Origin of the sequence: Selenomonas sp. CM52 (assembly GCF_000292955.1) — a bacterium.
Classification (GTDB): domain Bacteria; phylum Bacillota; class Negativicutes; order Selenomonadales; family Selenomonadaceae; genus Selenomonas.
In genome coordinates, this window is record NZ_ALNM01000012.1 from 185,978 (window position 1) to 199,468 (window position 13,491).

Here is a 13,491-nt window from a genome sequence, read left to right on the forward strand (position 1 = left end):
TGGCTTTCTTTGTTTATTGCCGGTGAATATGATATCATCGTCCTCGGTGCGGGGCACGCTGGCGTCGAAGCGGCGCTCGCTGCAGCGAATCTCGGCTGCCGCACGCTTCTGGCGACGCTTTCCTTGGACAATATCGCACTCATGCCCTGCAATCCTTCGATCGGCGGTCCCGCAAAGAGTCATCTCGTGCGCGAGATCGACGCGCTTGGCGGCGCTATGGCGATCAATGCCGACGAGGCAGCTCTGCAGTATCGTCTTTTGAATACGGGAAAAGGCCCTGCTGTCCATGCTTTGCGCGCGCAGGAGGACAAGAAAGCCTATCAGTTTCGCATGAAGGAGCGCTGCGAGCAGCAGGAGGGACTGGAAGTCCGGCAGCTTCTGGCAGAAAAGATCCTCATCGAGGATAAAGAGGCGAGAGGTATAGTGGCAGAGACGGGGGAAGCGTATCTCGCGCGTGCTGTCATTCTCGCGACGGGCACATATCTCAAAGGGCGCATCGTCATCGGTGAGCATACGACGAGCGGCGGGCCGAATGGACAGAGAGCCGCAGGGGAATTGTCGCGCTCTCTTAGAGAGAATGGTATCAAGATCATGCGCTTTAAGACGGGGACGCCTGCGCGTCTTGATGCACGTTCCCTAGACTATGCGAAGATGCAGCTGCAGCCCGGGGACGAGGGGGCGCAGAGCTTTTCCTTCATGACGGAGGAAAGGACGCGCGAGCAGCTTCCATGCTATCTGACGTATACGAACGAGAAGACGCATGAGATCATTCGTGCGAACATCGATCGGGCGCCGATGGCGAATGGTATCATCGAGGGGATCGGCCCGCGCTATTGTCCGTCCATCGAGTCGAAGATCCTCCGCTTCCCCGACAAGGATCGCCACCAGCTCTTCTTGGAGCCGGAAGGATGGCATACAGAGGAAGTCTATGTGCAAGGCATGTCGACGAGCCTTCCCGTCGATGTGCAGGAGGCTTTCCTGCACACGATTCCGGGCTTGGAGAAGGCGCGCATCATGCGCCCGGGCTACGCGATCGAGTATGACTGCATCGATCCGCTGCAGCTTCTGCCGAGTCTCATGTTCAAGAAGATTCGCGGACTCTTCTCGGCAGGACAGTCGAACGGCACTTCGGGCTATGAGGAAGCGGCAGCGCAGGGTTTGATGGCGGGCATCAACGCCGTGCATTATATCCGCGGCAAAGCTCCTTTTGTCTTGAGTCGCGCGGAGGCCTATATCGGCGTTCTCATCGACGATCTCGTGACGAAGGGAACGGAGGAGCCGTACCGCATGATGACGTCTCGCGCCGAATATCGCCTGCTGCTTCGCCAGGACAATGCCGATTTGCGCCTGACGGAAAAGGGACGCGCCATCGGTCTTGTCAAAGAGGATCGATGGCAGAAGTTCCTGAAGAAGAAGAATGGTATCATCGAGGCGAGGAAGACGCTTGAGAATACCGTCCTTCATCCATCGGTTGAAAATCTTGCTCGTCTTGAATCGGCGGGACTTGCGCCCATACGCACGTCAACGTCGCTTGCCGATTTTTTGCGCCGTCCGGAGATGGATTATGCGAAGTTGGCTTCGCTCTTCGGTTTGGAGCGCCTTGCGCCCGAGGTCGAGGAGCAGCTGGAAATCGCCATTCGCTATGAAGGGTACATCAAGAAGCAGCAGGAACAGGTCGAGCGCTTGGAACATCTGGAGTCTCGTCGCCTGCCCGTCGATCTCGACTACGCTCTCGTGCCGAGCCTAAGGGACGAGGCGCGAGAGAAGCTCGCTGCCGTCCGTCCGCTTTCCGTGGGACAGGCGAGCCGCATATCGGGCGTGTCGCCTGCGGATATATCGGTCTTATTGATCTGGCTGGAGCAGGAGCGCCGCAGGAGGAGAGAAGACGATGTTTGAGCAGGAGTTGGAAAGAGCGTCTGCTCGCTACGGACTGCCGCTCGACGCAAAGCAGATCGAAAAGTTCGGCATCTACTATCGTTTGCTCATCGAATGGAACGCGAAGATGAACCTCACGGCGATTACTGAACCGCGGGAAGTCGCCGTCAAGCACATCGTTGATTCCCTGACGGCGCTTCGAGGCATCGAGGAAAGGGATTCCCTGCGTCTGATCGATGTCGGCACGGGCGCGGGATTTCCCGGCATTCCTCTGAAGATAGTTCGTCCCGATTTGCAGCTGACGCTTCTCGATTCCTTGAAGAAGCGCGTGCATTTTCTCGAAACCGTTGTCGAGGCGCTGGGCTTGGAAGGCGCAGAGTGCCTGCATGGACGCGCGGAGGAAGCGGCGCGTCAAAGCGCTTTGCGCGAGCGCTTCGACATCGCCGTCTCTCGCGCCGTGGCGCGTCTGCCCGTCCTTGCCGAGTATCTTCTGCCCTTCGTGCGCATCGGCGGCACGGCGATCGCCCTCAAGGGGCTTCACTCGGAAGAGGAAGCAAAAGAGGCGGAAAGAGCCGTCAAGATTCTCGGCGGGAGGGCGATAGAGTCGATTCCCGTCGCCTTGCCCGACCTTTCGGACAAGCGTGCAGTTCTCGTCATAAAGAAGGAGAGGACTACGCCGAAAGCGTATCCGCGCAAGGCAGGCAAGCCGGCGAAAGAACCATTGCTTTGAGTTGCCGTTAAAGATACACAGGAAAAAAGACGATATAAGAGGAGAAGGATTCTGAAAGGATGGTGCTCTAAGGTGTGGAAGAAGAAGGTGGCAGCTGCTCTAAGCATGACTTTTTTAGCAGGCAGTCTGACGTTTGGATCGACAGCTTCGGCATATATCATCAATGTCGGCATGGAGGATCTTGCCGCACAAGAAAAAGCAGCAGATTCCGGTGAGAAGCAGGAAAAGAAGGCGGAAAATGCCAAGGAGAATGGCAATGCGAAGGATGAAAAGAAGAAAGAGGTAAAGGACTTCCAGGAGAAGAAGGCGGAAACCTCCGTAAAAAAGGAGGATAAAAAAGCAGAGAACAGCGACACTAAGAAAACCATAGAAGAAGCGGCTAAAGCATCGGTGACACCCGTTCCACAGAAGAGGGAGGAAGAGCAGAAGCCGCTTGTCTCGAACAAGAAGAAAGAGGAGACGAAACCGTCCGTACAGAAGAAAGCCGATGAATCAAAAGTTCCTTTGCAGGGAAAAAAGATGGAAGCGCCGGTGCAGGCAAACAAGGACGCTGTCAAGATGAAGAACAAGAAGAGTAAGGAGAAGGATCGCTTCCAGGAAATCTTCCGCGACGAATCGTTCATTTACTATATGGACACGCGAAGCGTGCGCAATGTTCCTATCCCGAACCGTCAGGATCGCATGATCGACGTCTGGGTGAAGCTCAAGCCGAACAGTTTCTCCGATGAGGAGGATGCCAAGGCGGGGAAGTACTATTTGGAGCATTATTACCTCAATCCAAAGAGCAAGCAGATTCAGTTCCTCTGCGAGTTAGAGGTCACAGGCAGGCCGTCGAACGCCATCAAGGAGCGTCCTTACAGCTCGCAGAATTGGGAAAATCTCGTGCCGGGCAGTGTCGAAGATGACATATACCATGCTGTTGTGAAAAAGGCGAAAAGCTCTTCGAGCATCGGCGGTGTAGCGATTCCTTCTGCGTCGGATGTTCTTGATATGCTGAATATTGGACTGTGAGCTTTGTGGTATTAATATAGACTTATCCACAAAATACGCTATGAATTGGTTCGTATGTGGATAAAAATGTGGATAAGTTGCGTAAAATTCCATAGATGGCATAAGAAAAGGCTGTTGCATCATGCAGCAGCCTTTTCGCATACTTTGGTTCGTATTGGTATCAATGATGGAAGAGACGAATGTGCGTCATCGCCATGAACATGCCGTATTTATCTGCCGTCTCAATGACATTGTCATCGCGAATTGATCCGCCGCTCTGGGCGACGTAGGTAACGCCGCTCTTATGTGCGCGTTCGATGTTGTCACCGAAGGGGAAGAAAGCGTCCGAACCGAGTGCGACGCCCGTTGCCGTCTTGAGCCACTTGGCTTTTTCATCGGACAGGAATACAGGAGGTTTCTCCGTAAAGATGCGTTTCCATTCATCCGTTCCGAGGAGATCCATGCACTCGTCGGACAAGTAGACGTCGATGGCATTGTCGCGGTCGGGGCGGCGCACATCGCTTTTGAAGGGAAGGGAGAGAGCCTGTGGGCTCTGTCTCAGATACCAAATATCGGCCTTGTTTCCTGCGAGGCGCGTGCAATGGACGCGTGACTGTTGGCCGGCGCCGATACCAATTGCCTGCCCATCCTTGGCATAGCAAACGGAGTTGGACTGGGTGTACTTCAAGGTGATGAGGGAGAGCAGAAGGTCACGTTTGGCTTCTTCGGGCAGATCCTTATTTTTCGTGACGACGTCCTTCAGGCAGTCTTCGGTGATGGCGACATCGTTGCGCTTTTGCTCGAAGGTCACGCCGAAGACGGTCTTCGTTTCCTTTTCTGCAGGAACGTAGGAAGGATCCATCTGTATGACGAGGTAGCTTCCCTTGCGCTTCGTCTTGAGAATCTCCAAGGCGGCTTCGGAATAGGCGGGCGCGATGATGCCGTCGGAAACCTCGCGCTGCAGGAAGGAAGCTGTCTGGGCGTCGCATGGGTCGGAGAGAGCGACGAAATCGCCGTACGACGACATGCGGTCAGCGCCGCGCGCACGGATGTAGGCGGTCGCAACGGGAGACAATTCGATCCCTTCGACAAAGTATGCTTGCTTCAGTGCATCGGACAGGGGAACGGCGACGGCGGCGCCTGCAGGGCTCACATGCTTGAAGGATGCCGCTGCAGGAAGGCCGGTCGCTTCCTTGAGTTCCTGCACGAGCTGCCAGCTGTTCATGGCATCGAGCAGATTGATGTAGCCGGGCTTTCCGTTTAAGACCTTGAACGGAAGTTCGCCGTTTTCCATATAAACACGAGAGGGTTTCTGGTTCGGATTGCAGCCGTATTTCAATTCGAGTTCTTTCATCAGATTCTCTCCTTTGTATGAGTTGTTGTGCAATCAAAAAAGACCGTGGGCATAGTGAGCCATTGCGGCTGCCCAGACGGTCGGCTTTTCCTGCTGCACTCCCTTGTGGTCATCCACTTCCGTCAGTTATGCAGCTCATTTTCAATGTATCATTCCTTTTCTTTTTTGTCAAGTACGTTTATTTCCTAGCTCTAATGTGGTATGATGTAGAAAAGGTTTCACTTTGATTGAGGAAGCGAGGCTTCTTCGTCATGGGTATGGGAGGGATTTTACGATGTTGAATTGTATCGGCGTTTTGACGAGCGGCGGCGACAGCCCCGGCATGAATGCGACGACTCGCGCCGTCGTGCGCACGGCGCTCTTTGAAGGTGCAGAAGTGTGGGGTATACATAACGGGTATCGCGGCATCTTGGACGGTGAGATGTTCAAGATGGAACGAAAGGATGTTGGTGACATCATCCAGCGCGGCGGCACGTTCCTCGGCACGGCTCGCTGCCATCGTTTCATGACGCCCGAGGGTCGTGCAGAGGCGTATGAGAAGCTCAAGGCGAGGGGCATCGAAGGACTCGTCATCATCGGCGGCGACGGCAGTCTGCGCGGCGCGTCGCTCTTGAGCGAAGAACACGGCATTCCCATCGTGGGGCTGCCGGGGACGATTGACAATGATGTCTGGGGTACAGACTATACGATCGGCAGCGATACGGCGGCGAATACGATCATTGATGCCATCAACAAGCTGCGCGATACGGCTTCGGCGCATCGACGCGTCGTTGTCCTTGAGGTCATGGGCCGGCATTGCGGTTGGCTCGCGCTGATGAGCGGTATTTCGGGCGGTGCTGAGTACATCCTCGTGCCCGAAGAGGATTTTGATCTTGAAGAAATCAGCAACGAGATCAAGGAAGCTTATAAGAAGGGCAAGCGTTACATCCTCGTCGTCGTCGCCGAGGGTGCAGGAAGCGGCATAGAGGTCGGCAACTTTATCGCCGAGCACACGGATATTGAGACGCGCGTTTCGGTTCTCGGTCATATTCAGCGCGGCGGTACGCCGTCCGTCATCGACCGCGTGAAGGCGAGCCAGCTTGGCGAGAAGGCGGCTCTGGCGATTCTCTCGGGTCTTTCTAACGTCGTCTTCGGCTTTCATCGCGGCAACGTCGTCGCCATCGACTTGCACGATGCCGTGACGAACAAGAAGAAGCTCGATCCCGAATACATGCGCCTTGCCAAGGTTTTGGCATAAATACAAAAGAAGAAGCCTCCTTTGTGGGAGGCTTCTTCTTTTGTATTTGATGTTTCACGTGAAACATCGATTTCGTTGCCTTTGATTGTTCAGGAATATCGTGCTTTTTCCATAGCTGCATGTTTCACGTGAAACATGCTCGTTCTATTCGCCGACGAAGTCCTTGGCAATTTGGACCGCGCTTACACCGTCGTTGGCATAGGCGTCAGCGCCAGCGCTCGTGGCATAGTCTTCGGTCACGGCGGCGCCGCCGACGATGACTCTCGCCTCTGAACCGGCTTCACGCAGTTTCTTGATGACCTTGTCGATCTGCGTCATGGTCGTTGTCATCAAGGCACTCAGACCTACGATGTCGGCTTCCTTTTCGAGTGCCGTGCGCACAATGGTATCAGCGTCGACATCCTTGCCGAGGTCGATGAGCTTAAAGCCGCTGTTCGAGAGGAGCGCGGAGACGATATTTTTGCCAAGATCATGCACATCGCCCTTGACCGTTGCCATGACGACCGTTCCTTTGTCCGCCTCCTGCTGTGCGGGCAGAAGTTCCTTGATTTTCTGGAAGGAAGCGCGCATCGCTTCGGCAGACAGAAGAACTTGCGGCAGGAAGACGCGTCCTGCTCCGAAGTCGATGCCGATGTCGTTCATGGCGGCCGTCAGAGCCTTCTCTGTGATTTCATTCGAAGAATGACCTTCGCGTATCGCCCGCTCGGTCAGCATGGCGATGCTCTCAGAAGCGCCGTCGATGACCGCTTGCTTGATGGCAGCGAGAACATCGCCTTCCATGGGCTTGGCCTCGGCTGCCTTCTTTGGCGTCTTGAGGTTCACTTCGTTGCGGCTGAAGTCGATGCCGCGCGGATCTTTTCCCAAGAGCGCTGCGCTCGCCATCAGGGCTTCCTGCATCTTCTCGTCATAGGGATTCATGATCGGCGCGTCGAGTCCTGCGGCAAGGCACATGGCGAAGAAGGTGCTGTTGATCAGAGGACGGTTCGGCAGTCCGAAAGAGATGTTGGAAAGCCCCATCGTTGCCGGATAGCCGAAATGCTTGCGGTAGAGGCGCAAGGTATTCAATACTTCGAGGCAGGCATTCTGATCGGCCGATATGGTCATGACGAGGGCGTCGAGCAGGAAGTCCCCATCTTTGAGACCATTCTTCTTCGCCTCTTTGATGATACCGTTGATGACATTGATACGATCTTCCGCTGTCTTCGGCACGCCGTCCTCTGTGATGGGCAGGCAGAGGATGGCCGCGCCGTACTTTTTCGCCAATGGAAGGAACTCTTCGATGCGCTCTTTTTCGGCGCTGACGGAATTGATGAGAGCGCGTCCCGGATATGCTCGGAGTCCGGCTTCCAATGTTTTGGTATCACTGGTATCAATAGCGAGAGGTGCATCGGTGATTTGGGATACCTCGCGAATGGCATCGTGCATTGCCTTGACTTGATCGATGCCGCCGACGCCCATGTTGACATCGAGAAGGCGCGCTCCCGCACGCACCTGATCGATGGCCTCGCGCTTGACAGAGAAGAGCGAACCATTCTTGATTTCTTCGGCGAGTTTCTTGCGTCCCGTCGGATTGATGCGCTCGCCGATCAGCGTGGTCGCGAGATCTTTGTCGATGATGACGGTCTTGCTGCGGCTCGTCAGACGCAGGCGATTGTCCGGGCTCTTGCGCTCGGTGAGAGGCAAGTCCTTGACAGCAGCGGCGAGTGCCTTGATATGCGCGGGCGTCGTGCCGCAGCAGCCACCGAGGTACGTTGCACCGGCAGCGACGAGTTTTGCGCCCCACGAGGCGAACTCCTCAGGCCCCATGGGGAAGATGGTTCTGCCGTTTTCCAATCGCGGCATACCGGCGTTGGGCAGCACGCTGATGGGAACGGAGCAGTTCTCTGCCAGAGTCTTGACGATGGGGACGAGCTCCTTGGGGCCGAGCGAGCAGTTCACGCCGATGATGTCGGCACCGAGCGCTTCTAAGGTGATGGCGGCCGTCTGCGGATCGGTGCCCGTGACGGTGCGCCCGTCCTCGCTGTAAGAGAGCTGGCAGATGATGGGAAGGCTTGTCGCATCTTTTGCCGCCAGAAGGCCTGCACGCATTTCCTGTATGTCAATGCACGTTTCAAAAAGCAGATAGTCGGCGCCCGCATCGGCAAGCGTCTTCGCCTGCTCATAAAAGGATTGGTAGGCGTCCTCGAATTCGAGATCGCCGAGAGGGACGATGAAGCGCCCCGTAGGCCCCAACGAGCCGACGATCTTGGCGCGCCCTTTGGAAGCTTCGCGTGCGATCTTTACGGCCGCTTCATTGATTTCCTTCACGCGGTCTTCCAGACCGTAGTGGTCGAGCTTCAAAGCGGAAGCGCCGAAGGTGTTCGTCTCGATCATCGTCGCGCCGGCTTCGATATAGGATTCGTGGATCTTTTGCACGACATCGGGCTGTTCGAGATTCATGAGCTCGGGGCAGCCGCCGGGCTTCAAGCCTCCTTCCTGCAGCATCGTTCCCATCGCGCCGTCAAAAATATGGATCATCAATATCCTCCTTGGTTTGGTATCATAGGTTTTCGCCCTGTTTAATGTTTGGTATCAACAAGATGTTGTCCCTGCTATATGCTTCAGTTCTTGCTTTCGCCGACAGGAACTTTTCTCGAAGGGCAGTCGAATTTATCGCAGGCAGCGCAGCCGTTCGGCGTATGCGCTTCCTTCTCTTTTTGCTGCGGTACGAGGCCGATGATGGCAGTGATGGATTTGCGCGGTACGAGCATGGAGGCGTCGCTGAGGTGTACGCCGATTTTCTCACTTTCGGCGAGACGTACCATTTCGGGCTGCTGATCGAGCGGCCAATCGCCGTAGCCGGGGCTGAAACGCCAGCGCATCGTATAGCCTTCCTTCGCAACCTTTGGTTCGATGGCTTTTTCCATCGCGTCGGCTACCTGCTCGACAGCTGCCGTGGCGGCGGCATCGAGAATGACGGAGTAGGCGTAGCGTCCATCGGCGAAGTATTTCGTCACATGCTCCTCGATGGCATCGCCGACGCTCGCTGACAGTACGATGACCTTCTGTGCTTTGGCGAGATGCTTGCCGATGAGATTCCCTTTCATGGTGAAGGGCGGATCGGCGAGTACCGTCTGTGTGGCTGCATCATAGTCGTACATTTGCCATATACCGCGCGGCTCGGCAAGAAGACGCGCTTCCAAGCAGGCTTCTTCGATGAGTTTTTCATCGAAATCCTTGGCCTTGTTCAGTCCTGCATAGCGACGCGTTTCCTTTGCATCAATATCAAGCAAAACGCTATTGTAAACGGGCATAAGATTCCTTCTTCCTAGCTAATGTTTCACGTGAAACATCGAAGTTATTCATGGGGCAGAATACTTCCCCCCATCAGTATATCATGCTATAATAGGAAAAGAAAAGATTATGGAGGAAAAGAATGTGGCGAAAATCATAGCAGTCGCCAATCAAAAGGGCGGCGTAGGAAAGACGACGACATCGGTAAACTTGAGCGCCGGTCTTGCCATACTCGGCAAACGTGTACTGCTCATTGACTCCGATCCGCAGGGGAATGCGACGAGCGGATTTGGTATCAATAAGTCGGATTTAACGATTACGATATATCAAGTGTTGATTGACAACCTTGCCATAGAGAAGGCAGTTCTTCATACGGGTTACGAGGTCGATCTTCTGCCGGCCAATATCGAACTGGCGGGGGCGGAGATCGAGCTTGTTGCTGCCATCTCACGCGAGAATCGTCTGAAGCGATCGGTCGATGCCGTGCGCGATCAGTATGACTTCATTTTGATCGACTGCCCGCCTTCCTTGGGGCTCTTGACTCTCAATGCCTTGACAGCAGCAGATACCGTTTTGATGCCGATTCAATGCGAATTTTATGCTCTGGAGGGCTTGGCGCAGCTGATGAATACGATGACATTGGTTCAGACCAATCTGAATCCTGCCTTGGAAGTAGAGGGCGTTCTTCTGACGATGTTCGATTCAAGAACCAATCTTTCGGTTCAAGTCGCTGAAGAGGTGCGCACGCATTTCGGCAGCAAGGTGTATCGGACGGTCATACCGCGCACCGTGCGCTTGAGCGAGGCGCCGTCCTATGGGCAGCCCGTCATTTCCTATGACAGAAACTGCAAAGGAGCCATCGTCTATATGGATCTGGCAAAGGAGGTCATAGAGCGTGACAGCTAGGAAGCATCAGGCATTGGGCAAGGGGCTTGGTGCACTCTTTCCCACAGAATTGAAAACGCCCGAAGCATCGCAGAAAGAATCCCCGCAATTATCTGATACCAATGCTGAGGAAAATAAGCGCATGGAAGCTCCTCAGGAAGCGGAAAAAGAACGTGCAGAAAACTCGAATCCGCAAGGAAACGAGGGAGCGAGTCAAGTTGCCATAGAAGATGATGAAGCGATTGATGTGATACCAAAAGAGATGAATGGTATCGCTGTGCAGCAAATTCCCTTGCATGAGATACAAGCCAATCGGTATCAACCCCGTCATGAGTTTGATGAGAGCGCTCTGGAAGAGTTGAAGGAATCCATCGTGCAGCATGGCGTGCTGCAGCCGATTCTCGTGCGACAGCTTCCGGCAGGAAAGGGATATGAGCTTGTTGCGGGCGAGCGTCGCTTTCGCGCTTCAAGACTGGCCGGTCTTGAAACGGTGCCGGCTCTTGTCCGTCCTTTGAGCGATGCGGCAAGTACGGAGATTGCGTTGATTGAAAATTTGCAGCGCGAGGATCTCAATGCGATTGAAGAGGCCAACGCCTACCGCAATCTTTTGCAGAATTTCGGGCTTACGCAGGAAGCTTTGGCGGAGCGCGTGGGAAGAAGCCGTTCCCATATTACGAATATGATGCGCCTCTTGAAGCTCGACGCGCATGTGCAGGAATACTTGGCAAACGGCAGTTTGAGCATGGGGCAGGCAAGGCCGCTCGTCGTCCTGACGGACGCTGCGTTGCAGCGGGAGGCGGCAGACATCATCATGGCGCGCGAATGTTCGGCACGTCAGGCCGAAGAGCTTGTGAAGCGTCTGCAGAAAAGAGCGGAAGAAACCGCCGAAGCGAAGGAAGCAGAGTCGCCCGGGGAGACAGCAAAGATCTTCCTGCAGGAAGCGGAAGACAAGCTCAAGATGTTTTTCGGCACGCAGGTGCGCATTCGTTCGCAAGGCAAGAAGAATCGCATAGAGATCGATTTTTCCTCGGAAGAAGACTTGAATCGCATCCTTGATTCTTTGTTGGAGAAGAAGAGCCGGCTGCTGGAGGACAAGAAAGCGGCCTTGCGTCAGTTTTCTGCAGGAGAAAGATTCACGGTCTGAGGCATCATGTTTCACGTGAAACATCTTTTGTTTGGCGTGGCAAAAGCTACAGAAACGATGGGAGAGACGTGCAGCCTCTCCGTGCGGATAGAGGAGAAATGATTGGGATGAATACAAAACAACTGGCGGAACTCTTGGGCAACAACGAGACGTTCCTGGTGATTTTTCTTTTGGTTTTAGTCATTGTACTTTTGTTTTTGGTCATTTATCAGATTTACAGCGTATCGCGCATGAAGAGCCGCTACCAGGAAATGATGCGGGGGGTCGAGGGTGCGAATCTTGAAAGTATGCTGCTCGCGCATATCAAGGAAATGAAGGGAGTCGCTGAGCAAAGCCGAAAGCTCAAGGAGGAAAATAGGCGCTTGGATGCACTTTTGCAGACGGCTACGACGCGCATTGGTATCGTGCGTTTCAGCGCTTTTGCCGATATGGGAAGCGATCTCAGCTATGCCGTTGCCATGTTGGATTCGCACAACAACGGCGTGATTTTTTCCAGTATCTTCGCTCGTGAGGACTCGCGCAGCTACGTCAAGCCCATCGAGGCGGGACGCTCGAGTTACAAGCTCACGCGTGAGGAGGCGGAAGCGCTCGAAAAGGCGATGAGCGTGCGGCCGGAGTAGCGATAGCGCAGAATGGAAGTTTTACCATGAAGCCCCAAGAGGTCAAGCTGAAGGCGCAGACCGATTGGCTAGGCTTCTGTAAGGCGTGAGGACATATGTACAGCGTGCCGCCTTGATGAAACTGTCGCAGGAAACGGGTGTGAAGCAACGCATGCCGCTTCGCATGACGGCTGAACATATGTCCTGAAAGTTTACCATGAAAGTCCAAGAAGTCAAGCCCAGAGGGCGCAGACTGATTGGTTCTTTCATGTAAGGGCGGCGCACAATGTCCACAAAGTGGACGTTTGTGCGTGTAGTTTGTTCAATGGAAGAGGGGTCTTCCGTGCAGTTTGGAGATGGGCTTTTGCATAAGGAAAATGGGTTCACCATCAAGATTGTGCCCGATGTTTCTGATACCATTCATACGATACATCTTTCAGCAAAGATGGCGAAGATTGGTATCATCTCTTTCGTCGTCGTTTTGCTGATTTCCTGTGTGACGCTGTCCTATTCGCTCTATACGACATTTTTCGTCAAGGGCGATGACGCCGAACTGGAAAAGATGCGTCAGATCAGCAATATGCAGCAGGAGCAGCTTTTGCAGCTTTCCAAGAAAGCGGATGGCCTGCAGCAGGAATTGGATGAATTGACACAGATGGAAAACGACTTGCGTCGCATGTCGGGGACAGTTGCAGCGCCCGATACGGCGGGAGCGCCTGCAGATGGAGCGGATGCTGCAGCAGGGGCACAGGACGGGCAGGGCGGACCAATTACAAAGCTGCAGGCGGAAAATGTCGATGCGGCGCTTGAAAATATCGAGAAACGCGTGGCTGTTCGCCGTGCCAGCCTGCAGCAGCTCAAGCAGGTTTTGGAGGCGCAGCAGCAGGAAATGGCCGCGCTTCTCCCTTATGGAAATACGCCCTATGCCTTGACCGGCATCTCCGTCACGATTCCTTCCATCTGGCCTGCGCGCGGCGAGGTCAGTTCGCCCTTTGGTTTGCGTTGGAATGGTTCGGACTTCCACCCGGGCATTGACATCGCCAACGACTTCGGCACGCCGATCGTAGCGACAGCCGACGGCGTGGTGACAGACGCCGGCTGGAATGCCGGCGGCTATGGCAACAAGGTCGACATCGATCATGGAAATGGTATCATGACGCGTTACGGACACGCGCAGTCCATCGTCGTGCGCACAGGTCAGCATGTGCGGCGCGGCCAGATCATCGCCTATATGGGCAGCACGGGATTTTCTACAGGGCCGCATGTGCATTATGAAGTCCGCATCCACGGTGAACCTGTGAATCCGGCGCCGTATCTATAGAGGGCATTGCAGTGAGCGTATTCATTTTTGTATCAAGACAGTTTATATCTGTGGCGATACCAAACATAGAGGGATTATTTAAG

Annotated in this window: 11 protein-coding genes and 1 riboswitch; of the genes, 8 read left to right on the top strand and 3 right to left on the bottom strand. The window is 54.5% G+C overall.

Going from position 1 to position 13,491, the window contains the following annotated elements; all coding sequences use genetic code 11:
* Positions 1 to 9 precede the first annotated feature (9 nt).
* The 3 genes from mnmG (at position 10) to HMPREF1153_RS02780 (ending at position 3,616) form a co-directional block, all read left to right on the top strand.
* A complete protein-coding gene (mnmG, locus tag HMPREF1153_RS02770) occupies positions 10 to 1,896 on the top strand; it encodes a tRNA uridine-5-carboxymethylaminomethyl(34) synthesis enzyme MnmG (protein WP_009645302.1) in 1,887 nt (628 codons plus the stop codon).
* Positions 1,889 to 2,605, top strand: coding sequence for a 16S rRNA (guanine(527)-N(7))-methyltransferase RsmG (rsmG, locus tag HMPREF1153_RS02775; protein WP_009645321.1), 717 nt, complete (start codon positions 1,889 to 1,891; stop codon positions 2,603 to 2,605). Before mnmG ends, rsmG begins: the two co-directional genes overlap by 8 nt.
* Before the next feature lie 105 nt (positions 2,606 to 2,710).
* Positions 2,711 to 3,616: a head-tail adaptor protein gene (locus tag HMPREF1153_RS02780; RefSeq protein WP_232208169.1), complete on the top strand. Its 906-nt coding sequence runs from the start codon at positions 2,711 to 2,713 to the stop codon at positions 3,614 to 3,616.
* 160 nt (positions 3,617 to 3,776) lie between these two features.
* Here the strand turns inward: HMPREF1153_RS02780 and HMPREF1153_RS02785 are convergent, their stop codons facing one another.
* Positions 3,777 to 4,949: a phosphoribosylaminoimidazolecarboxamide formyltransferase gene (locus HMPREF1153_RS02785; protein ID WP_009645287.1), complete on the bottom strand. Its 1,173-nt coding sequence runs from the start codon at positions 4,947 to 4,949 to the stop codon at positions 3,777 to 3,779.
* Positions 4,950 to 5,012: 63 nt separating this feature from the next.
* Positions 5,013 to 5,089: riboswitch (ZMP/ZTP riboswitch) on the bottom strand.
* A gap of 134 nt (positions 5,090 to 5,223) precedes the next feature.
* On the opposite strand from HMPREF1153_RS02785, the gene pfkA reads away from it, so the two are divergent.
* A complete protein-coding gene (gene pfkA, locus HMPREF1153_RS02790) occupies positions 5,224 to 6,186 on the top strand; it encodes a 6-phosphofructokinase (protein WP_009645374.1) in 963 nt (320 codons plus the stop codon).
* Positions 6,187 to 6,330: 144 nt separating this feature from the next.
* On the opposite strand, the gene HMPREF1153_RS02795 is transcribed toward pfkA, so the two are convergent.
* On the bottom strand, positions 6,331 to 8,703 hold the full coding sequence (locus tag HMPREF1153_RS02795; RefSeq protein WP_009645314.1) for a homocysteine S-methyltransferase family protein: 2,373 nt from the start codon (positions 8,701 to 8,703) through the stop codon (positions 6,331 to 6,333).
* A gap of 83 nt (positions 8,704 to 8,786) precedes the next feature.
* Positions 8,787 to 9,479, bottom strand: a complete 693-nt coding sequence (locus HMPREF1153_RS02800; RefSeq protein ID WP_009645403.1) for a 5-methyltetrahydrofolate--homocysteine methyltransferase — start codon at positions 9,477 to 9,479, stop codon at positions 8,787 to 8,789.
* Between the two features lie 109 nt (positions 9,480 to 9,588).
* On the opposite strand from HMPREF1153_RS02800, the gene HMPREF1153_RS02805 reads away from it, so the two are divergent.
* The 4 genes from HMPREF1153_RS02805 to HMPREF1153_RS02820 all read left to right on the top strand — a co-directional run bounded on the left by HMPREF1153_RS02805 (position 9,589) and on the right by HMPREF1153_RS02820 (position 13,408).
* Complete coding sequence (locus HMPREF1153_RS02805) at positions 9,589 to 10,365, top strand: ParA family protein (RefSeq protein ID WP_009645327.1); 777 nt, start codon at positions 9,589 to 9,591, stop codon at positions 10,363 to 10,365.
* Positions 10,355 to 11,488, top strand: a complete 1,134-nt coding sequence (locus HMPREF1153_RS02810; protein WP_037369564.1) for a ParB/RepB/Spo0J family partition protein — start codon at positions 10,355 to 10,357, stop codon at positions 11,486 to 11,488. The genes HMPREF1153_RS02805 and HMPREF1153_RS02810 overlap by 11 nt, the downstream gene beginning before the upstream one ends.
* A 107-nt stretch (positions 11,489 to 11,595) precedes the next feature.
* Positions 11,596 to 12,108, top strand: coding sequence for a DUF4446 family protein (locus HMPREF1153_RS02815; RefSeq protein WP_009645337.1), 513 nt, complete (start codon positions 11,596 to 11,598; stop codon positions 12,106 to 12,108).
* A gap of 265 nt (positions 12,109 to 12,373) precedes the next feature.
* Entirely contained in the window at positions 12,374 to 13,408 is a 1,035-nt protein-coding gene (locus tag HMPREF1153_RS02820) for a M23 family metallopeptidase (RefSeq protein ID WP_009645282.1), read from the top strand.
* Positions 13,409 to 13,491: the final 83 nt, after the last annotated feature.

What these genes read in the sequence shown, in the direction of transcription:
- HMPREF1153_RS02805 (WP_009645327.1), top strand. Translation starts at nt 9,589, where the DNA reads ATGGAGGAAAAGAATGTGGCGAAAATCATAGCAGTCGCCAATCAAAAG.
- pfkA (WP_009645374.1), top strand. Translation starts at nt 5,224, where the DNA reads ATGTTGAATTGTATCGGCGTTTTGACGAGCGGCGGCGACAGCCCCGGC.
- HMPREF1153_RS02795 (WP_009645314.1), bottom strand. Translation starts at nt 8,703, where the DNA reads ATGATCCATATTTTTGACGGCGCGATGGGAACGATGCTGCAGGAAGGA.
- rsmG (WP_009645321.1), top strand. Translation starts at nt 1,889, where the DNA reads ATGTTTGAGCAGGAGTTGGAAAGAGCGTCTGCTCGCTACGGACTGCCG.
- HMPREF1153_RS02785 (WP_009645287.1), bottom strand. Translation starts at nt 4,949, where the DNA reads ATGAAAGAACTCGAATTGAAATACGGCTGCAATCCGAACCAGAAACCC.
- HMPREF1153_RS02815 (WP_009645337.1), top strand. Translation starts at nt 11,596, where the DNA reads ATGAATACAAAACAACTGGCGGAACTCTTGGGCAACAACGAGACGTTC.
- HMPREF1153_RS02820 (WP_009645282.1), top strand. Translation starts at nt 12,374, where the DNA reads ATGTCCACAAAGTGGACGTTTGTGCGTGTAGTTTGTTCAATGGAAGAG.
- HMPREF1153_RS02780 (WP_232208169.1), top strand. Translation starts at nt 2,711, where the DNA reads ATGACTTTTTTAGCAGGCAGTCTGACGTTTGGATCGACAGCTTCGGCA.
- HMPREF1153_RS02800 (WP_009645403.1), bottom strand. Translation starts at nt 9,479, where the DNA reads ATGCCCGTTTACAATAGCGTTTTGCTTGATATTGATGCAAAGGAAACG.